Here is a 19,342-nt window from a genome sequence, read left to right as displayed (position 1 = left end):
GGCCGGGCAAATTCTGCTTTCGTCGTCACCGTGCCTTGCCTACCATGGCGCATGACCCAACACTGAAGACTCTACGGCTGTCCGGTCGAGTTCGCGCTCGACGCGCTCGGCGGCAAATGGAAGACGGTGATCCTGGCGCGCATCAAGGAACAGCCGATGCGCTATTCCGAACTGCGCCGGCTGATCCCTTCGCTTTCCGACAAGATGCTGAAGACCTCGTCAGCCTCTCGGTCTATATCGCCGGCGACCTGGATATAGGGCCGGCCTTCGGCGCCTGGATGGCCTTCTGGGCAAACCGTGGCGCGCCGCCGATCATCAAGGTGCTGCGCGTCGCCGGCCTCGGCAATCCGGATTTTCTGATCGAGATCGAAGCCCAGGCCGCGATCGCCTGAACCCTAAGCAGGTTCTGCAAATCTTTTGCCCTGCCTGGAGCCGGCGAAGCTTTCGCGAAATTCCATTCCCCTGCTGGCGGCCGGATTGGCACGATCTATCTTCTTTCCAACTGCAAACGGCTGGAAAAGACGATAGGTTGCCGTCTTCCAGGGCGGTTGCTCATTCTGGCAACGGAGCATCTGATATGAGCAAGCACAAGATCGTGGCACAGGACGATGCGTCGTCCCGCCTGCGCCCGCCCTATGCCTCGGTTCTCGACCTGATCGGGCAGACGCCGGTCGTCGAGCTGACCAAATTCGACATCGGCAAGTGCCGGCTGTTCATCAAGCTCGAAAGCCAGAATCCCGGCGGCTCGATCAAGGACCGCATCGCGCTGTCGATGATTGCCGCCGCCGAAAAACAGGGCAAACTGAAACGCGGCGGGACGATCGTCGAGGCGACCGCCGGCAACACCGGTCTTGGTCTCGCCCAGGTCGGCATCCCCAAGGGCTACCACATCATCCTTGTCGTGCCTGACAAGATGTCGCGCGAAAAGATCCAGCATTTGCGGGCGCTCGGCGCGGAAGTGCGCATGACGCGTTCCGATGTCGGCAAGGGCCATGCCGAATACTATCAGGACATGGCCGAAAAGATCGCCGCCGAGTTGCCCGGCGCCTTCTACGCCAACCAGTTTGCCAACCCGGCCAATCCGCATGCCCACGAGACCACGACCGGGCCGGAAATCTTTCAGCAGCTCGAAGGCGATGTCGATGCGGTTGTCGTCGGCGTCGGCTCCGGCGGCACGCTGACCGGGCTCGGCCGCTACTTTGCGAAAGTCTCGCCGAAGACCGAGATGGTGCTCGCCGATCCGGTTGGCTCGGTGCTGGCGCCGTTGATCAAGACCGGCAAGATGGTAGAGGCCGGAAGCTGGACCGTCGAAGGCATCGGCGAGGATTTCGTGCCGCCCAATGCCGATCTGTCACTGGTCAGGAAGGCCTATTCCATCCCCGACAAGCAGAGCATGCTTGCGGTGCGCGACCTGCTTTCGAAGGAAGGCATTCTCGCCGGCTCGTCGTCGGGCACGCTGCTTTCGGCAGCACTCCGCTATTGTCGCGAGCAGACCGTGCCGAAGCGCGTCGTTACCTTCGTCTGCGACAGCGGCAACAAGTATCTGTCGAAAGTCTTCGACGATTTCTGGCTGGCCGAGCAGGGCCTTGCCGAGCAGGAGCAGCATGGCGATCTGCGCGACCTGGTTATGCGCACGCTCCGCACCGGCGATGTCGTGTCCGTCGGCCCCGACGAAAGCCTGCTCAACGCCTATGGCCGCATGCGCCGCTCGGATGTCTCGCAACTGCCGGTGCTGGACGAGGGCAAGCTCGTCGGCATCATCGACGAAAGCGATATCCTGGCCAAGGTCGAAGGCCCCTATGACAGCCGCTGGGACCGCTTCAAGGCCCCGGTTAGGACGGCGATGACCACCAATCTGCACACGCTGCAGGCCAGCCAGACGCTGGATGCGCTGCTGCCGGTGTTCGACCGCAACGAGGTCGCCATCGTCTTCGACGGCGACGAATTCATTGGCCTGATAACCCGCATCGACCTGATCAACCATCTGAGGCGCGCCCGATGACCATAAAAGCCACTGTATCGGGCAAAAACCGCCTCGCCTTCTCGACCCGCACCATCCATGGCGGCCAGAGCCACGACCCGACGACGGGCGCGGTGATGGTACCGATCTACGCCACCTCGACCTATGGCCAGCAGAGCCCGGGCGTGCACAAGGGCTTTGAATATGCCCGCAGCCAGAACCCGACCCGCTTTGCCTTCGAACGCGCTGTGGCCGACCTCGAAAGCGGCACAGCCGCTTTCGCCTTCGCTTCGGGGCTGGCGGCGATCGCCACGGTGTTTGAACTGCTCGATTCAGGCGCGCATATCGTCGCCACCGACGACATCTATGGCGGCACGTTCCGATTGCTCGAGCGGGTGCGCAACCGCTCGGCCAATTTGCAGGTCGACTTCGTCGACTTCACCGATCTTGCCGCGGTCGAAGCGGCGATTCGCCCTGAGACCAAGCTGCTCTGGGTCGAGACGCCGACCAATCCGCTGCTGCGTGTCGTCGATCTGGAAGCGGTCGCAGCACTGGCCAGGCGCAAAGGCGTGCTTTCGGTCGCCGACAACACCTTCTGCAGCCCCTATCTGCAGCGGCCGCTGGAGCTCGGCATCGACATATCAGTCCATTCGACGACCAAATACCTCAATGGCCATTCCGACATGGTCGGCGGCGTCGCCGTGGTCGGCGACAACAAGGATCTCACTGAGCGGCTGAAATTCCTGCAGAACGCCATCGGCGCCATTTCCGGGCCGTTCGACAGTTTCCTGGCGCTGCGCGGCTTGAAGACGCTGGCGCTCAGGATGGAGCGCCATTCGTCCAACGGCCAGAAGATCGCGCACTGGCTGGAAAGCCGCCCCGACATCCGTCGTGTCATCTATCCCGGCCTGCCCAGCCATCCGCAACACGCCATCGCCAGGCGGCAGATGCACGCCTTCGGCGGTATGATCACCGTCGAGCTCGACCGCGACCTCGCCGGCACCAAGCGTTTCCTCGAACACACGCAACTGTTCACGCTGGCCGAAAGCCTTGGCGGCGTCGAAAGCCTGATCGAGCACCCGGCGCTGATGACGCACGGCTCGATCCCGGCGAAAAACCGCGCCGAGATCGGGATTTCCGATTCGTTGGTGCGCTTATCGGCCGGCATCGAGGATGGCGACGATCTGATCGCGGATCTGGATCAGGCGCTGGCGAGTTGAGCCCGGCAACAAGAACCTTGCGAGACGTCGGCGGACAGTGCCCCTCTGCCCTACCGGGCATCTCGGCCACGAGGGGTGAGATTGGCCGTCATCTTGCGCTTTCGCCAACCTCCAACGCTGAAACACGGACGGGACGGCGAAGCTGCCGATCTCCCCGCTTGTGGGGAGATGTCCGGCAGGACAGAGGGGGCGTGAAGGATCGCCAACGAGCGGCGCCTGTTCTGCATCCATCCATGTGTCTTACATTCTATTCCGTTGACCTTGGCGCCATCTGGCAGAATTGTAGCTTCCTGATCCACCTTGCTGCCTGGCTCCGGAAGCTATGAACAACCGACAACGCAACCAACCGACGGCAAGCGATACCCCGCTCACTTTCGCCATCCTGGTCTTCCCCGGCTTTCCGATGATGGCGTTCAGCTCGGTCATCGAGCCGCTCCGCGCCGCCAACGTGCTGGCCAAGCGGGACTGCTACCGCTGGATCATCGTCGGCGCCGCCGAAGGCCCGGTGGAGGCCTCGAACGGCGTCGTCATCCAGCCCGGCTTTTCCGCCCATGACGCGCCGAAGGTCGATCGCATCGTCGTCTGCTCAGGCGGAGATGCCGATCATCTCGTCGCGTACGATGCCGTGAGCTGGATCCGCAAGAGCATGCGCGGTGGCGCCCATATCGGTGCTGTGGCGGATGCGGCGTTCTTCCTTGCCCGCGCAGGCCTGCTCGACGGCCACGCCTGCACCTTGCACTGGACCAGCCAGGCGGCCTTCACCGAGGCCTTTCCCGACATCGAGCTGAGGCGCGATCTCTATGTCATCGACCGCAAGCGCTTCACCTCGGCCGGCGGTGTCGGCAGCCTCGACATGATGCTGGAGATCATCACCCGCGATTATGGCGCCGAGCTGTCGGCCGGCGTCGCCGAATGGTTCGTGCACAGCCCGCTGCGCTCCAGCGTCGACCGCAAGCTGATGCCGCTGCGCTTACGCACCGGCGTGCAGAACGAACTGGTGCTGTCGGCCATCGCCATCATGGAGGATGCAGTGGAGGAACGGCTCGGCATGGCGGAGTTGGCGAATAGGCTTGGCGTCTCCTCCGACAAGCTCGAACGCAATTTTCGCTCCGAGCTCAGCATTTCGCCCAACGGCTACTACCGTCGGCTGCGGCTGAAGCGTGCCGCCGATCTTTTGGCCCATTCGACGCTGATGGTGCGCGACGTGGCGCTCGCCTGCGGCTTTGCCTCGATGTCGAGCTTTGCCCGCGCGTTTCGGGAAGAGCATGGGCATGCGCCGAAGGTGATGCGGAGGCATTAGGGGCCTCTGCAAGCCGCAAACGTCGGAGATTAGCCCTCCGTTCGTCATCCCAGGGCGGAGCAAGGAGCGAAGCGACGCGGCGCAGACCCTGGGATCCATGCCGTTACCTCGCGGCAGTGCTCCTGCGGACCAGAACCGAATGCTACCACCCCGTCCCGCGAAAAAGCTCGAACCATTCCGGATTGGTCTTCTCGATCAGCTCGATCTTCCATTGGCGTGGCCAGCGCTTCAGCGACTTCTCGCGCTGGATGGCGTCGACAATGTCGAAATGTTCTCATACCAAACCAGACGCTGCACACCGTAGCGGCCGGAAAAGCGCGAGCCCTCGCCGGATTTGTGCTCCGGCATGCGGCGGCCGAGATCATTCGTAACCCCGATATAGATCGTGCCGCGCTTCTGGCTTGCGGTCATGTAAACGTAGCCGGTCATGGTTTCAGGATAGCGAGCATCGATGCGCGCACAAGCGCCATTCCGCCGCATTCTACGACCAATGTCACGGCATGGATCCTAGGGTCTGTGCTGCGTCGCTTCGCTCCTTGCTCCGCCCTGGGATGACGAAAACGTTCGGGCCCACAGTCAATCGCCGGGGCAATTGAAGGGGGCTGCCGCCTAGCGGCATACGGCACAACACCTGCGGGATTCCGCACAGACTTTGCGCCACCCTTGGCCCATCCTCGCCGCTTCCAGGAGGCACCCATGAGCATTGTCGTTTTTGACCCCGACAGCACCGAGGACGTCGACTTCAAGGATCGCATGCGCCATCCGGCGGCGGCCGATCCGGCCGGCGGCATGTGGCTGTCCGATACCGAGCCGTCCTTCGTCGACGCCGACGCGCTGCGCAAGGGGCGCCTTGCCAGGCTGCGTGCCTGGATGCGCGAGGCCGGCTATGGCGGCGTCGTTTTGTTCGACCCCTACAACCAGCGTTACGCCACCGGTTCGCGCAACATGTTCGGCTATTTCCTGCGCAACTCGACGCGCTACTTCTTCATCCCCACAGAAGGGCCGATCGTGCTGTTCGAATATCCGCAGAGCTACCATGTCTCGATGGTGCTCGACACGATCGACGAGGCGCGTCCGTCCAAGCTGGTATGGTCTTCGGTGTCGGGCCGCGACGACGAAACCGCGGGTCCCTTCGCCGACGAGATCGCCGATTTGCTCAAGGCGCATGGCGGCGGCTCGATGAAGCTCGGCCTCGACCGCTGCAGCCATCTGCAGGCGCTGGCGCTCGAAAAGCGCGGCTGCGACGTCCGCGATTGCCAGGGCGAGATTTTGGCGGTGCGCGCGGTCAAGACGCCCGAGGAAGTAAAATGCCTGCAGGTGTCGATGGCCGGCGCTGAGGCCGCGGTCTATGCCGTGCGCGAGGCGATCAAGCCCGGCGTTTCCGAAAACGAGCTGTTCGCCACCATGTATGGCGAGGTGATCCGCCAAGGCGGCGAGTTCATCGAAACCCGTTTGCTGACCTCGGGCCAGCGCACCAATCCTTGGTTCAACGAAGCGAGCGGCCGCAAGATCAGGCCGGGCGAACTCTTGGCGCTCGATACCGACACGATCGGCTGCTACGGCTATTATTCGGATTTCTCGCGCACCTTCCGCTGCGGCCCGGGCAGGCCGACGGATTACCAGAAGTCGCTCTACAAGATGGCGCACGACCAGGTTCAGCACAATATCGGGGTCGTCAAGCCCGGCATGGCGTTTCGCGAGATTGCCGAAAAGTCCTGGAAGATCCCGGACCGCTTCGTCGACCAGCGCTATACCTCGGTCATGCACGGCGTCGGCATGCATGGCGAGACGCCGTTCATCGCGCACGCCATGGACTACGAGACCTATGGCCGCGACGGAGTCATCGTGCCCGGCATGGTGGTCAGCGTCGAGAGCTATATCGGCGAGAAGGGCGGCCGCGAGGGCGTCAAGCTGGAGGACGAGATCCTGATCACCGAGACCGGCACCGAGCTTCTGTCGCGGTTCCCTTATGAGGACGAGTTCCTTGACAGGCAAGTTTGAGTGCTGACAGGCAGTTTTGCATGAAAAGCCCGATCTCGATCAGGCGCGGCACAGTGGCGGCGGTGTTCATCGATCTCCAGGAGGAGCATCGGCGGGACAAGCGCTATCTGGTCGAAGGCTATGGCGACATCCTCGCCAACGTCCAGCGCCTGCAGGCAGCAGCACGGGCCAATCATGTGCCTTTGTATCACTGGGCCTATGTCGTCGATCTCGCCACGGCACGGCCGTTCCATCCGGTCGAGGCCAACGGCAAGTCGGCTTTCTCCGACAAGGACGGTCCGCTGACGGCGATCTGTCCGGAAGTGGCGCCTGCAGCCGGCGAGACGATGCTGGTCAAGACGCAGGCCAGCGCCTTTGGTGGAGGGCCTACCGCCGGGCGGCTCAAGGCCGACGGCATCGAATGGCTGGTCGTTGCGGGCGTCTGGACCGAGGCCTGCATCGATGCCACCGTCAAGGATGCGGTGGCGCTCGGGTTTCGCGTGCTGCTGGTCAAGGATGCCTGCGGCAGCGGCAGCACGGCGATGCACCAGACGGCCATCCTCAACCTCGCCAACCGGCTCTATGGCGGTGCCGTCACCACCACCAAGGCCGCCTGCCGGCTGCTGGCAGGCGAGACGGTCGACGCCTGGCAGGTCGAGGGCTCGGTGCCGCTGCGTTTCAGCTATGAAAACGCCGCCCGCCTCTATGCCGAGCTCTGAACGGAATCGCGCCGCGATGGTCACCGAAGCCGATCGACCCGAAACGACAGACCGCGGAAAATACCTGACGCTGCTCGATCCGGAGCTGTGGGCCTATATCGATCGGGTCAACGAGTGGTATCCGCCCGAAATCGTCTACATGCCGATCGACAGGCAGCGGGCGGTCTATGACGCCATGTGCCGGGCCTTTCGTGAGCCCTATCCGGCCGGCGTCAAGGCCAGCGACAGCAGCGTCGGCGACCGTGCAATCCCGGTCCGGCGTTACCATATGGCGGGAACGGCGCCGCAGGCGATGGTCGTCTATTATCACGGCGGCGGCTTCGTGCTTGGCGGGCTCGACAGCCATGACGACATCTGCGCCGAGATCTGCGCCGGCACCGGCTTTGCGGTTCTGTCCGCCGACTACCGGCTGGCGCCGGAACATCTGCATCCGGCGGCCTTCGAGGATGCGCTGGCCGTATTCGAATGGGCTGCGGCGACGACCGAACTGCCCATCGTGCTCTGTGGCGAAAGCGCCGGCGGCAACCTGGCCGCAGCAGTGGCGCAGGCGACGCGCCGCCATCCTCGCCGCGCGATCGGCCAGGTGCTGATCTATCCCGAATTGGGCGGTGACGAGCTAGACGGCCCAGAGCTGGACGGCAAAGCGCGCACCGGCTCCTATATCGAGCACGCCGAGGCACCGCTGCTGACATTGCGCGACGTCGAATTCTACCGCCATATCCGATCAGCGAAGGGGCAGTCGCCGGACGACCCGACATTTTCGCCACTTAGCGATAGCGACTTCTCCGGCCTGCCGCCGACGGTCATCGTCACCGCGCGATGCGATCCGCTGTCATCGGACGGCCAGACCTATCGCGACCGAATCCTTGCCGCCGGGGGTAAGGCATGGTGGCGCGAGGAGCCGCGCCTCGTGCACAGTTTCCTGCGCGCCCGCAAGACCGTGCCGCGCGCCAGCGAGGCCTTTGATCGCATCGTCGCGGCTATAGCCGCGCTGGGCGGGGGCAAGTGGCCGGAGTGACGGCGGAGTGCGGCTCTCATGCCGGCCAGGCAAGCGCAGAAATCCTCTCTCCTCAAGCTCCCCACTGCGGAACAGCGCACAACAACTGCGGAAACCTGAACACTTGCCCGCTCAGGCCAGCATTATCATCACCTCACGTAAGGCGCCCCTGCGAAACGCATCCACCCCCGCGGCGCGGTCGGTCGGAGGCGCCCAACAAAGAGGGAACGACGATGAAGTTCATGCTGACCGATCGGAAATTGCATCCGCAGGCCGCGCCCGTCGCCGACGGCTTCAAGAAGGGCCAGATGAACCGGCGCGAATATCTCGCCACCATGGCCGCGTTTGGTGTCAGCGCTGCCGGCGCGCTGGCGCTTGGCGGGCTTGCTCCGTCACCGGCCAGGGCCGAGGAGGCGAAGCGCGGTGGCGTCTTGCGCGTTGCCATGAACGTCAAGGGCTGGAAGGATCCGCGCACCTTCGACGGCGTCGAGATGTCCAACGTCGCCCGCCAGTGTAATGAATATCTGGTGCGCTGGAACCGCGACTTCACCTTCGAGCCATGGCTGCTCGAGAGCTGGGAGACCAGCGACGATGCCCGCGTGCTGACGCTGCATGTCCGCAAAGGCGTCAACTGGTCGAATGGCGACACCTTCAACGCCGACGATGTCATTCACAATCTGACGCGCTGGTGCGATGCGTCCGTCGCCGGCAATTCTGTCGCCGCGCGGATGGGCGCGCTGGTCAACGCGGACACCAAGAAAGCCGTCGACGGCGGCATCGAACGCGTCGACGACTTCACCGTGCGGCTCAATTTGCCCAAGCCCGACATTTCACTGATTGCCGGCATGGCCGACTATCCGGCACTGATCATGCACCGCAGCTATGAAGGCGACGGCGACCCGCTGAAGGCATTGGCGATCACCACCGGGCCGTGCGAACTCGTGGCATGGGACGCCGAGGTCGGCGCCGAAGTCCGCCGCAAAGACAAGCCATGGTGGAAGGGCGAGTTCTACCTCGACGGCATCAAATGGGTCGACTACGGCTCCGACCCCAACGCCATGCTGTCGGCCTTCGAATCGGGCGAGATCGACACCGACCACGAAACCGCCTCCGACACGGTTGCGCAGACCGACTCGATGGGCCTGAGCAATTCCGAGATCGCCACCGGCTCGACGATCGTCGCGCGTTTCAATGTCGCCAATCCGCCCTATGACGACATCAAGGTGCGCCGCGCCGCCCAGCTCGCCGTCGACAACGCCGCTGTGCTGAAGATCGGCATGGACAACCGCGGCAAGCCGGCCGAGAACCATCATGTCGGGCCGATGCATCCCGAATATGCCGATATCGGCCCAGCCGTGCGCAACATCGATCAAGCCAAGGCCCTGCTCGCCGAGGCCGGCAAGGCCGATCACGAATACGAGCTCATTTCGGTCGACGTCGACTGGCAAAAGACCACCGGCGACGCCATCGCAGCGCAGATGCGCGAGGCTGGGCTGAAGATCAAGCGCACGGTGCTGCCGGCCGCCACCTTCTGGAACGACTGGAGCAAATATCCGTTCTCCTGCACCGAATGGCTCGGCCGGCCGCTGGGCATCCAGGTGCTGGCGCTGGCCTACAAATCGGGCGCCGCCTGGAACGAGAGCGCTTACGCCAATCCGGAATTCGACAGCCTACTCGACAAGGCGCTGGCGATGCCCGATGCCGGCGACCGCAAGGAGATCATGGCGAAGATCGAGCAGAATCTCCGCGATTCCGGCATTATCATCCAGCCCTACTGGCGCTCGGTCTACCGCACCTACCGCAAGGGCGTCCATGGCTGCGAGCAGCACCAGTCGCTCGAGCAGCATTTCGAGAAGGTTTGGCTCGAGGCGTGACTCGTGCCGCCCGACGGAAAGCCGGCGCCCAAGGCAGCGGAAGCCGGCGTCAGCCGGCGGTGCCCGCCCTTGAAATCTCCCGCCCGAGGCGCACCGTTTCCCGCACCAGCAGGTCCAGATCGTCACGCCGGGTACGGTGGTTGTTGATGGCGACCCTGAGGCAATGCTGGCCATGCACCGTCGTGTCGGAAATGGCGGCGATGCCTTCTTCCTGCAGCCTCAGCATGATCTCGGTATTGAGCGCTTTCAGGCGCTCAGCGTCCAACCCATCGGCGCGATAGCGAAAGCAGACGATGTTGATGTTCACCGGCGCCACCAGCTCGAGCGCCGGTTCGGCCTCGATCAGCTCACCGAGATAATGCCCTTGCGCGATGTTCTGGTCGATCAGCCGGCCGAACTTTTCGATGCCGTGTTCTCGCAGCGCCATCCACACCTTCAGCGCCCGGAAGCCGCGTGAGGTCTGCAAGCCGTAGTCGTGCAGCCATTGGCCGGAGGCCAGGCCGCGCGGCGTCGATTCCAGATATTCCGGCGTCACCGCGAACGTGCGGCGATGCGCGGAGGCATCCCGGATCAGCGCGCAGCCGACCTCGAAGGGCGCGTGCAGCCATTTATGCGGATCGAGCGCGATTGAGTGGGCGTGCTCGATGCCGGCAACGCGATGCGAATTGTCCGGCGCAATCGCAAGCAAGGCGCCGATGCAGCCATCGACGTGAAACCACAGATCCTCTTTTGCCGCCAGGTCGGCCAGCGCTTGCAGATCGTCGATTGCGCCGGTGTTCACCGTGCCGGCCGTACCGATCACGCAGGCCGGCTTGAAACCGGCGTCACGGTCCTCGGCGATCGCCGCCCGTAACGCAGCGATGTCGATCCGCAGCCCGGCATCGCTCGGGATGCGGCGCAGCGCCCGGTTGCCGAGGCCGAGCGCCTCCATCGCCTTGCGATGACAGGAGTGAAGCTGGTCGGAGCCGTAGAAACGCAGTGGCTTGTCGATGCCAGCAACGCCGTGCTCGCGTATGTCGATGCCGGCCTTGGCGTTGCGCGCCACGGTCAGACCGATGATGTTGGCCATCGAGCCGCCGCTGACCAGTGTGCCGCTGGCCGATTGCGGAAAGCCCATCATGTCCTTGCACCAGTCGACGACCTGGTTGTCCATCAGCGCGGCGGAATGGTTGCCGCCGCCGAGGTTGGAGCCCTGGATCGCCGCCAGGAAATCGCCGAGCGCGCCGGTGAAATTGCTCGAGCCCATATACCAGGACCAGAAGCGCGGATGGATGTTGCCCATCGGATAGGGCATCAAGCTCCTGGTGACGTCGCCATAGATTTCTGCCAGCGGCGCCGGCGAACGCGGCAGCGGCGATGTGAAGAAGGTCCTCACATCGACCGGCATCTCCTGCCACACCGGACGCTCTCTGACATCGCGCAGGTAAGCGACGGCATCGTCGACGATCCGATGCGACAGGACCTGCACATCGGCCCAGTTCGAGGGGTCAAGCGTTTCCTCGCTGGCCGTGACGGCCAATCCAGGTTTCGTGTCCATGCAGGCCGCTCCCGATGTGCCGCCGTCACGCCGGAAACTGGCAGCCGGGCGTCGACTGCGAAAGCGCGGTCTCCTCGGCGTCCATCTCCGCTTCGATGCCGTCGAACAGCGGCGTGGTCATGTAACGCTCGCCGGTGTCGGGAAGCATGCACAGGATCACCGAGCCGGGTAGCGCCTTTTCCGCGATCTGCCGCGCCACCGCGAAGGTCGCCCCGCCGGAGATGCCGGTGAAAATCCCTTCCTTCTGCGCCAGCGCCTTGGCCCATTTCATGCCCTCGGGCCCGGCAATCGGCACCACGTCGTCGTAGAGGCTTGTATCGATCGCCTCCTGCAGCACGTCCGGAATGAAGTCGGGCGTCCAGCCCTGGATCGGATGCGGCTCGAACGCTGGATGGCTGGCGGCAGGCGCGCCGCCGGCGCCGCGCTGCTGCGGCTTGCCGCTGCCGATAAGCTGCGCATTGGCCGGTTCGGCGAGCACGATCCGGGTCTCCGGCCGCTCGCGGCGCAGCACGCGTCCGACGCCGGCGACGGTGCCGCCCGTGCCATAGCCGGTGACGAAACAGTCGAGCCGCGAGCCGGCGAAATCGTTGATGATCTCGCGCGCCGTGGTCGCTTCGTGAATGGCGGCATTGGCCTTGGTCTCGAACTGGCGGGCAAGGAACCAGCCATTGGCCTCGGCGAGCTCCACCGCCTTCGTGTACATGCCAAAACCCTTCTGGGCGCGCGGCGTCAGCACCACCTTGGCGCCCAGCATGCGCATCAGCTTGCGGCGTTCGATGGAAAAACTGTCGGCCATCGTCACCACCAGCGGATAGCCCTTCTGGGCGCAAACCATGGCAAGGCCGATGCCGGTGTTGCCGCTGGTCGCCTCGACCACGGTCTGGCCCGGCTTCAAGGCGCCGCTGCGCTCGCCCTCCTCGATGATGTTGAGTGCCAGCCTGTCCTTTACCGAGGCGGCGGGATTGAAGAACTCGGCCTTCACATAGATCGTGGCATGGTCCGGTCCGAGATTATTGATGCGGATCACCGGCGTATCGCCGACCGTGTCGAGAATGCTGTCGAACAGACGGCCGCGCCCGGCGGTGGTTCTGATTTTCTGTTGATGCAACATGTCGATCTCCTCGCGTTGTCGTTGTCTCTTGTCGTCACGGGCCGGTTACAGACCGGTGGCTTGGGCGGCGAGGTTTCGAGACCTTGCCACGCTACATCTGCCTCCCGGCAATGCCAGCATCCGGCGCGGGAATTCGCTGCCGGATGCACCGTGTCACGTTTGGTGATAAAACAAAGGCCGACTGGCCAGCGTGGGAGCAGGCGTGGAAACTTACGTGGAATCCGCCCGATCGAGCCTCGGCGGCGAGATGGCCGGTCTTTCCGTGCGTCTGCTCGGACCGCTGACGATCGCACGCAACGGCATCATCATCCAGCTCCCAAAATCGCGCAAGCTGCGTGCGCTGCTCGCCTATCTGGCGCTGGCGCCGCATCCGGTCGGCCGCAGCCGCCTCTGCGAGCTTTTGTGGGATGTGCCGAACGACCCGCGCGGCGAGCTTCGCTGGTGCTTGAGCAAGCTTAGAGGCATCCTCGATGAACCGCACCATCGCAGGGTCGAGACACCAGGCGACACGATCGCGCTTGATCTGAGAGGTGCTTCCGTCGACGCTGTCGACATAGCTTCGGCCGCCGCCAAGGGCGTTGAGACGCTCGGTCTGGAGCGGCTGCAGGCTCTTTCCGGAATGTTCGCCGGCGATTTTCTCGATGGGCTGGAGATCGACCGCAGCCCGCATTTTAACGGTTGGCTGATCGCTCAGCGCCGCCGCTTCAGCTCCTGGCACGCCGCAATCCTGGAACACCTCGTCAACAAGCTTCCGGCGGATGCCGACGAAATGTCCTCGCATCTGGACAAATGGCTGGAACTCGCTCCGTTCGACGGGCGCGCGCATGTGGCTCTTCTGAAAAGGCTGGCGCAGCGCGGCCAGTTTGGCGCGGGCGAGGAACATCTCGCTTCCGCGGCGCGGCTGTTTGCTTCAGAGGATCTGGATTTCGGAGCCGTTCGTGAGGCATGGCGGACGATCCGCGGCGAACGACCTGCAGCAGCGCTCTGGGCGCGACCTTCACTCGTACCCGCGGCCCCCCACGCGTCAATTGTGCCTCCCCGTTCCGATACTGCTGCATCGCAGAAGGCTTCGCTCGCCGTGATGCCGTTTGCCGAAGAGGCGGCTGTCGGCGGCCCGCGCGGTGGATTGGCCGACGGCCTCACCCACGACATCATCACCCGCCTGGCCAAGCTCAGGGACTTTTTCGTCATCGCACGCGGCTCGGTGTTTGCGCTCGCCGAAAAAAACATTGCGCCGGAGGACGCCGGCCGCCGGCTCAACGTCGACTATGTCGCCACCGGCACGGTACGCTGCCAGGCAGCCCGCGTCGTGGTCAGCGTGGAACTTGTCGAGGTGCGCACGGCCAGGATCGTCTGGGCCGAGACGTTCGAGCGCAGACCGGACGACATCTTTACCGTGCTCGACGACATCGGCAACAGCATCGTCTCGTCGATCTCGGCCGAGATCGAAACCGTCGAGCGCAACCGCGCCATGCTGAAGGCGCCCAATTCGCTGAACGCCTGGGAAGCCTACCATCGCGGGCTCTGGCACATGTATCGCTTCACCCGCACGGAAAACGAGCAGGCCCGGCATTTCTTCGACACGGCCTTGAAGCTCGATCCGACCTTCGCCCGCGCCTATGCCGGCCTCTCCTTCACCCATTGGCAAAATGCCTTCCAGCGTTGGGGCGACCGCGACCAGGAAAGCGCCTTGGCCTTCGAGGCAGCCGGCCAGAGCCTGCTCGTCGACGATCACAATCCAGCCGCTCACTGGGCCATGGGGCGGGCGCTGTGGCTGCGCGGCGAACAGGACGGCTCCCTCACCGAGCTCGAACGCGCCGTAGACCTCAGCCCGAATTTCGCGCTCGGCCACTATGCGCTGTCATTCGTCCATTCGCAGTCCGGCGACCCGCAGGCCGCGATCGGCTCGTCCGACCATTCCAGGCATCTAAGTCCCTTCGATCCGCTGCTGTTCGGCATGTTGGGCGCCAGGGCGATGTCGCATGTCCGGCTTGGCCAGTTCGACGAGGCCGCCGAATGGGCGCTGAAAGCAGCCGCCCGTCCCAACGCCCATGCCATCATCCTGGCGATTGCCGCGCATTGCCTTGCGCTGGCGGGGCGGCTGAGCGAGGCACGAAGTTTCGCCGCTGCGCTGCGCAAGATGCTGCCGAACTACTGCGCCGACGATTTCATCGGCACCTTTCGCTTCGAGCCGGACGCCGAGGCGCTGTTCCGGCAAGGCGCCAAGCGGATCGGGCTGGGGTGAGACAAGGCGTGGTTCGTCCGGCTCTCTAAACCGCTCATCGCGGCTGGCGCCACGAAACATCGTCATGTCCGCAGCCAAGGCGCATCGTCAGGCTGACCTTGAGGATGTTTGCCGTCGCTTGGCCCGACGGCCAGTACGAAAAGTCGGCAAAGGGGCGGCGTTTCTTTCGGCCCCCGCAACGGGTTGGGCTGGGTTCGAAAAAAAATACCACAATAGATCGCGATTAGGGCGATCTTATAAGAAGTGGTCTCGTCGCGTCTTTTCGTAGAGCTGGCGCAAAAGTCACAACGATATGGAGCATTACTTGTATCAACGAGAAGCAAAGCTAATGGAACGTTCCGTAATCGTGCTGGAGACGAATGTTTCAGTGTCTGCTAAGATAACCGGTGCTGATTCCGAAATATTAAGCATCTGCCAAATTCAATCCTGCGATATTGGGATTTGTCCTTGTCACAGGCGGACTCGGATGCAATTTCTTGGAGGCACAGCCGCGTCAGCGGATTGTTGAAACATGCTTGGGCGGACGGGGCACTAAGCATGGAGAGGCATATTGACATTCGCTAATGCGGCGGCCCCCGCCGGGAGCGTTCCCTCCGACGTTAGAGATTACGACAACCATCGGCTAAGTCGTCGAATGCGTCGCCCACAGCCTGGCTCTCGTTTGATAGCCGGCGAAGCTTTGCCCTCCTCCGATTGGCGCCAGACTCCGCGGCAAAGGCGGGGATCGCCGCCTGCAACGGCCTTCCGATATGGACGATGTCCGCCAGCCAGTCGGAGGAATGAACCATGAAATTCGTAATCTGTGCGGCCTTGGCCACTGCTGTGATGGCGATCGCCGGTTGTACCACCGACGATTACGATGATTGTCGCGGAAAGGGCTGCCTGGTTGATCCGCCCCACAAAGCCGGCCGAAAGATTGATGACCGGCCGCAGTTCGACAGGAACGGCAATCCCAACTTCGATACCAGCGGCCGTTACATCGGCTGCCATGGGCTCGGATGTAAAGTCGACGATCCTGATGACGGGGATCAAACCATCGACGACAGACCGCAGTACGACAAAGAAGGCAATCCCAACTTCGATACGCAAGGCAACTACCAAGGCTGCCGCGGCATCGGCTGCGAGGTCGATACACCGGACGATGACAGTTCATCGGACGATGACGATTCCGAATAAGGGACTCCGGGGCGAAAAAGGAGGAAGCCAATTATGCCTGAATTCAGCGGCCTGGTCCGGCGATATGCCAAAATCGTTATGGCCGGCCTCACGGGGCTGGGAATGACGCTGACATCCGCTTTCGCTGCGGGTAGCGCCTGCGACGGCATAAAGGTCGAAGCGACGAAGGCGCGCAAGCAGGAATATGCCACGCTCGTCGCCTCGGCGTTGAACAACAAGGTCAAGCCGGCTCGGGTGAAGTTCATCACGATCATGGAGAACGGCAACTGGAGCGCCGCTTACGTCTCCACGCCCGTGAGCGACGACGGTGTGATGTTCTTCCAGACAGTCGATGGAAAAAAGCAGTTCCGCGACGTCTGGGGCGGCTATGCCGAGCCGTCGGAAAAACCTGAACTGGTATCCTGGGCGAAGAAGCTCGGAGCGCCGCAAGACCTGGCAAAGTGTTTTGCCGAGCAAGTTACGGAATGATGGTGATCGGTGGAGATTTGCCGCCGACGCCGTTGGCGCATGAGGAGAACAACTATTCCGGCGTGACGGAAGTCGCGTCACGGTCCCCGAAGGTGACAAAGCTGATCCAACGAAAACCAGATAATCAGACCATGGGCACGGCTAACCGTGGCAATGACGGACAGCAACATGGGGCGGGGCTGAGCAACTTAAGAGCTTGACTGCAACCGGAAAGGGAAATCGATGAAAACCGCAATACTGATTGCTGCCATGGTTCCGGCCATGCCGACTTTCGCCTTCGCCGAGGACAAGTGCGCCGATGCCAAGGATCAGGCCACCATGAACCAGTGCTTCGGTGCCGAGTTTCAGAAATCCGACAAGAAGCTCAACGAGCTTTACAAGCAGATCGAAGCCCGCCTGAAGAACGACGCGGATACCAAAAAGCTGCTTGTCCAGGCACAGCGCGATTGGGGCAAGTTTCGCGACGCGGAGTGCAGTTTCCAGACCGCGGGAGCGGCCGGAGGAAGCATGATGCCAATGCTCATCGCGCAGTGCATGGACGGCCTTACGCAATCCCGTGCCAAAGACTTCGAAGGCTATCTGAAATGCCAGGAGGGCGACATGAGCTGCCCTGTTCCGGCCGCGAACTGACACACGCCGGCGGCGAGCGTGGCGTCGCCGCCGGACATGAAAGGATGCGAGGGGTTGCGTCGGCGCGCAAGGGCAGTGCGGACAATTTGCTCAACGGCGATTTCATCGACGGTCCACTGTGCGATGTCCAAAGGGAGCCTGTGGCGGCATCGACAATGTGCCGGCCTTTGACAAGCGGCAATTCGTCGAGACCAATGTGCCCGGTTCGGGCCATGGCTACGGATGTGCGTGCATGAGCGTCGTGACCAACGCCAAACAGCAAAAGATCACCAGAGTAATCTCGGGCGAAATCCTTCCGCTGGTGCGCTGTCGCAACGACAGATCGCTGCCTAGCCCGGGCCGATAATTATTGGATACAAAAAAGCCCGGCAAAACCGGGCTTTTTCTTGGAGTCTCCGAACCATATCAAACGGTCCGAAACGGGAATTTGGTGCCCAGAAGAGGACTCGAACCTCCACTCCTTGCGGAACACGGACCTGAACCGTGCGCGTCTACCAATTCCGCCATCTGGGCTGGTGCGCGCTCATTAAGCGGGCGAGGGATGAGTGTCAACGCGCTTTTTTGAATGCCGCGTTCCTTCTCCGCCTCAGCCCTCCAGCACTTCCTTCGATGCCACCGTCGAATCGGCGTTGAGCGTATAGATGACCGGCACGCCGGTGCCGAGTTCGAGCTTGACGATCTCCTCGCCCGATTTGCCGTCCAGCGCCATGATCAGCGCGCGCAGCGAATTGCCGTGTGCTGCCACCAGCACGGTACCGCCGCGCAGCACATGCGGCTGCAGATCGTGCAGGTAATAGGGCCAGACGCGCGCGCCGGTGTCTTTCAGGCTTTCACCGCCGGGCGGCGCCACGTCGTAGGAGCGGCGCCATATATGCACCTGCTCCTCGCCCCATTTCTTGCGCGCATCATCCTTGTTGAGGCCGGAGAGATCGCCATAGTCGCGCTCGTTCAGCGCCTGGTCGCGGATGGTCTCGAGCTCGCTCTGGCCAACGGCGTCGAGAATATGCTGGCAGGTCTTCTGCGCCCGGATCAGCGACGACGTGAAGGCGATGTCGAATTTCATGCCGCGCGCCCTGAGCTTGGCGCCGGCCGCCTTGGCTTCGGCATGACCCAGTTCGGTCAGGTCGACGTCGCGCCAGCCCGTAAACAGGTTCTTCAGGTTCCATTCGCTCTGGCCGTGGCGCACGAGCACGAGAGTTCTCGACATATTTGCTCCTTCAAATTTTGTGAATCAGCCAAATCTTGTGGATCAGCCAAGTCTGTGGATCAGCCAAGTCTGTATCAGCTTGTCAGGCCGAGTACGTCCCGCATCGAATAGAGGCCCGGCTTGCGGCCGCGCGCCCACAGGGCTGCCTTGACCGCGCCGCGGGCAAAGATCGCCCGGTCTTCGGCGTGGTGGGCAAGCGTGATGCGCTCGCCGGTACCGGCCAGCACCACACTGTGGTCGCCGACCACCGAGCCGCCGCGCAAGCTGGCGAAACCGATCGAGCCGCTCTTGCGCACGCCGGTATGGCCGTCGCGCACGCGAACATCGTTGCCGGCAAGTGCTACGCCGCGCCCGGCAGCGGCGGCTTCGCCGAGCAGCAGCGCCGTGCCCGATGGCGCATCGACCTTGTGCCGGTGGTGCATTTCCAGGATCTCGATGTCGAAATCGTCGGCATCGAGCGCGCGCGCCGCCTGCTCAACCAGCACCGCCAGCAGATTGACGCCGAGGCTCATATTGCCTGACTTGACGATCGTCGCGTGGCGCGCCGCCGCCGCGATCCTGGCATTGTCTTCGGCCGAGCAGCCAGTGGTGCCGATGACATGGACGATGCGCGCCTGCGCGGCGTAGCCGGCGAATTCGACGGTCGCCGCCGGCGTGGTGAAATCGAGCACGCCGTCGGCCTTGGCGAAGGCCGGCAGCGGATCGTCGCCGATTGCCACCTCGAGCCTGCCGACGCCGGCGAGCTCGCCGGCATCCTTGCCGATATGGGGCGAGCCGGCCCGCTCGATGGCGGCGGCGACGCGGGCACCCGGTATCGTGTGGATGGCGCGGATCAGCGCCTGGCCCATGCGGCCGGCCGCGCCCACCACCACCAGGCCCATTTCCCCCGTTTCATTGATGTTGACGGTCGGTGTGTCG

General features: G+C 63.3%; 17 protein-coding genes, 1 tRNA gene and 1 pseudogene. 13 read left to right on the top strand and 6 right to left on the bottom strand.

All coding sequences use genetic code 11. The annotated features are described in order from the left end of the window. The first annotated feature begins 156 nt into the window (after nt 1-156). The 4 genes from NKH42_RS10540 (at nt 157) to NKH42_RS10525 (ending at nt 4,480) form a co-directional block, all read left to right on the top strand. A complete protein-coding gene (locus tag NKH42_RS10540) occupies nt 157-258 on the top strand; it encodes a hypothetical protein (RefSeq protein WP_352689816.1) in 102 nt (33 codons plus the stop codon). 319 nt (nt 259-577) lie between these two features. After that, complete coding sequence (locus tag NKH42_RS10535; RefSeq protein WP_352476860.1) at nt 578-2,002, top strand: pyridoxal-phosphate dependent enzyme; 1,425 nt, start codon at nt 578-580, stop codon at nt 2,000-2,002. Then, nucleotides 1,999-3,180 carry a cystathionine gamma-synthase gene (locus tag NKH42_RS10530; RefSeq protein ID WP_352974067.1) on the top strand — a complete coding sequence of 394 codons (1,182 nt, stop codon included), beginning with the start codon at nt 1,999-2,001 and terminating at the stop codon, nt 3,178-3,180. Before NKH42_RS10535 ends, NKH42_RS10530 begins: the two co-directional genes overlap by 4 nt. A 322-nt stretch (nt 3,181-3,502) precedes the next feature. Next, nucleotides 3,503-4,480, top strand: a complete 978-nt coding sequence (locus tag NKH42_RS10525) for a GlxA family transcriptional regulator (protein WP_352689813.1) — start codon at nt 3,503-3,505, stop codon at nt 4,478-4,480. A 142-nt stretch (nt 4,481-4,622) separates the two neighbouring features. Here the strand turns inward: NKH42_RS10525 and NKH42_RS10520 are convergent. Further along, nucleotides 4,623-4,909, bottom strand: a pseudogene (locus NKH42_RS10520) (GIY-YIG nuclease family protein). Nucleotides 4,910-5,176: 267 nt separating this feature from the next. Between NKH42_RS10520 and NKH42_RS10515 the strand changes: the two are divergent. The 4 genes from NKH42_RS10515 (at nt 5,177) to NKH42_RS10500 (ending at nt 10,050) form a co-directional block, all read left to right on the top strand. Next, nucleotides 5,177-6,481, top strand: coding sequence for a M24 family metallopeptidase (locus NKH42_RS10515; protein WP_352751395.1), 1,305 nt, complete (start codon nt 5,177-5,179; stop codon nt 6,479-6,481). A 20-nt stretch (nt 6,482-6,501) separates the two neighbouring features. After that, a complete protein-coding gene (locus NKH42_RS10510; protein WP_352689810.1) occupies nt 6,502-7,179 on the top strand; it encodes an isochorismatase family protein in 678 nt (225 codons plus the stop codon). A gap of 16 nt (nt 7,180-7,195) precedes the next feature. After that, entirely contained in the window at nt 7,196-8,197 is a 1,002-nt protein-coding gene (locus tag NKH42_RS10505; RefSeq protein WP_352689809.1) for an alpha/beta hydrolase, read from the top strand. A gap of 212 nt (nt 8,198-8,409) precedes the next feature. Beyond that, nucleotides 8,410-10,050: an ABC transporter substrate-binding protein gene (locus NKH42_RS10500; protein WP_352689808.1), complete on the top strand. Its 1,641-nt coding sequence runs from the start codon at nt 8,410-8,412 to the stop codon at nt 10,048-10,050. A gap of 49 nt (nt 10,051-10,099) precedes the next feature. Here the strand turns inward: NKH42_RS10500 and NKH42_RS10495 are convergent, their stop codons facing one another. Together NKH42_RS10495 and NKH42_RS10490 are read right to left on the bottom strand one after the other, a co-directional pair. Continuing rightward, entirely contained in the window at nt 10,100-11,587 is a 1,488-nt protein-coding gene (locus tag NKH42_RS10495; RefSeq protein WP_352689807.1) for a pyridoxal phosphate-dependent decarboxylase family protein, read from the bottom strand. A gap of 25 nt (nt 11,588-11,612) precedes the next feature. Next, nucleotides 11,613-12,698: a PLP-dependent cysteine synthase family protein gene (locus NKH42_RS10490; RefSeq protein ID WP_352508625.1), complete on the bottom strand. Its 1,086-nt coding sequence runs from the start codon at nt 12,696-12,698 to the stop codon at nt 11,613-11,615. Nucleotides 12,699-12,945: 247 nt separating this feature from the next. On the opposite strand from NKH42_RS10490, the gene NKH42_RS10485 reads away from it, so the two are divergent. The 5 genes from NKH42_RS10485 (at nt 12,946) to NKH42_RS10465 (ending at nt 17,563) form a co-directional block, all read left to right on the top strand. Further along, nucleotides 12,946-14,943, top strand: a complete 1,998-nt coding sequence (locus NKH42_RS10485; protein ID WP_352689823.1) for a transcriptional regulator — start codon at nt 12,946-12,948, stop codon at nt 14,941-14,943. Between the two features lie 786 nt (nt 14,944-15,729). Continuing rightward, nucleotides 15,730-16,119: a hypothetical protein gene (locus NKH42_RS10480; RefSeq protein WP_352476851.1), complete on the top strand. Its 390-nt coding sequence runs from the start codon at nt 15,730-15,732 to the stop codon at nt 16,117-16,119. A gap of 33 nt (nt 16,120-16,152) precedes the next feature. Beyond that, entirely contained in the window at nt 16,153-16,587 is a 435-nt protein-coding gene (locus NKH42_RS10475) for a hypothetical protein (RefSeq protein ID WP_352751393.1), read from the top strand. A 222-nt stretch (nt 16,588-16,809) separates the two neighbouring features. Further along, entirely contained in the window at nt 16,810-17,217 is a 408-nt protein-coding gene (locus tag NKH42_RS10470) for a lysozyme inhibitor LprI family protein (RefSeq protein WP_352689804.1), read from the top strand. Between the two features lie 118 nt (nt 17,218-17,335). Further along, the gene (locus NKH42_RS10465) at nt 17,336-17,563 is read left to right on the top strand and encodes a DUF4087 domain-containing protein (protein WP_352689803.1); all 228 of its coding nucleotides are present in this window, start codon (nt 17,336-17,338) and stop codon (nt 17,561-17,563) included. A gap of 82 nt (nt 17,564-17,645) precedes the next feature. Here NKH42_RS10465 and NKH42_RS10460 read toward each other — a convergent pair. From NKH42_RS10460 to dapB, 3 genes are all read right to left on the bottom strand, one after another. Next, nucleotides 17,646-17,730, bottom strand: a tRNA-Leu gene (locus NKH42_RS10460). 73 nt (nt 17,731-17,803) lie between these two features. Further along, nucleotides 17,804-18,424, bottom strand: a complete 621-nt coding sequence (locus tag NKH42_RS10455; RefSeq protein ID WP_254817988.1) for a 2,3-bisphosphoglycerate-dependent phosphoglycerate mutase — start codon at nt 18,422-18,424, stop codon at nt 17,804-17,806. A gap of 74 nt (nt 18,425-18,498) precedes the next feature. Beyond that, nucleotides 18,499-19,323 carry a 4-hydroxy-tetrahydrodipicolinate reductase gene (gene dapB, locus NKH42_RS10450; protein WP_352689822.1) on the bottom strand — a complete coding sequence of 275 codons (825 nt, stop codon included), beginning with the start codon at nt 19,321-19,323 and terminating at the stop codon, nt 18,499-18,501. Nucleotides 19,324-19,342 lie beyond the last annotated feature (19 nt).

This window comes from Mesorhizobium sp. M1142 (assembly GCF_040318565.1).
In the GTDB taxonomy this organism is placed as follows: domain Bacteria; phylum Pseudomonadota; class Alphaproteobacteria; order Rhizobiales; family Rhizobiaceae; genus Mesorhizobium.
The sequence above is the reverse complement of the archived record's forward strand: the minus strand, read 5'-3'. Positions and strand labels throughout refer to the sequence as shown.